We start from the raw sequence: 804 nt of genomic DNA on the forward strand, positions 1-804 counted from the left end.
ATCGGCAAGGGGCTCGGCGAATCGGTCGGGCTCATCACCGACGGCCGCTTCTCGGGCGGCACGTGGGGCATGGTAGTCGGGCACGTTGCGCCAGAAGCGTTCGTCGGCGGCACGATCGCGCTCGTGCAGGAAGGCGATTCGATCACGATCGACGCACACCAGCTGCTGCTGCAACTGAACATCGACGACGCCGAACTGGCGCGCCGCCGCGCCGCATGGCAACAGCCAAAGCCGCGTTACACAAGGGGCGCGCTGGCCAAATTCGCAGCGCTCGCAAAACCGGCACATAAGGGCGCAGTGAGCGACTGAACAGGAAAGCGGCTGGGGCAAAAAAGCCGACGGCACGGTCTGAGTTCATGCAACAGCGACACAAGGGGCATACGACCAACGGTATGCCCCTTTGCTTTTATGATGCGAGTACGCCACGAGCCAAGCGCATGGACAACGGCGCGGGAGTTATCTGCTTACGCCGCTGCAGCCCTCACTGGCTCCATAATTTCTGTCGTCTACGCATGCGCTTCGAGCGACGTGCCGACATTCACGAAGCGTTCTTGAAACTTGGCTGCTCGCTCGTCTGCTGGAACATATTCAGACGAGCTGAGAAAAGCCTTTGAACCGACCTCTAAGTGTCAAACTATAATGCTGCTGTGAATTCCGGTACAAGGGTAAACAGGTCACCGACCAGACCGTAATCGGCGACGCTGAAAATCGGCGCTTCCTCGTCCTTGTTGATCGCGACGATCACCTTCGAGTCCTTCATGCCCGCCAGATGCTGGATCGCCCCCGAGATGCCGACCGCGACGT

General features: G+C 59.7%; 1 protein-coding gene and 2 pseudogenes. 2 read left to right on the top strand and 1 reads right to left on the bottom strand.

Annotated features, from left to right (window positions below; translation table 11 throughout):
- Positions 1-309 (top strand): dihydroxy-acid dehydratase (locus F3J20_RS31740; protein WP_205299434.1); only part of this gene is annotated, 309 nt, incomplete at its 5' end.
- A gap of 176 nt (positions 310-485) precedes the next feature.
- A pseudogene (locus F3J20_RS31745) lies at positions 486-614 on the top strand (IS5/IS1182 family transposase); the annotation flags it as partial.
- A gap of 20 nt (positions 615-634) precedes the next feature.
- Here F3J20_RS31745 and F3J20_RS31750 read toward each other — a convergent pair.
- Positions 635-804: pseudogene (locus F3J20_RS31750) on the bottom strand (FAD-binding protein); the annotation flags it as partial.

It is taken from the genome of Paraburkholderia sp. Cy-641 (assembly GCF_011752945.1).
GTDB lineage: Bacteria > Pseudomonadota > Gammaproteobacteria > Burkholderiales > Burkholderiaceae > Paraburkholderia.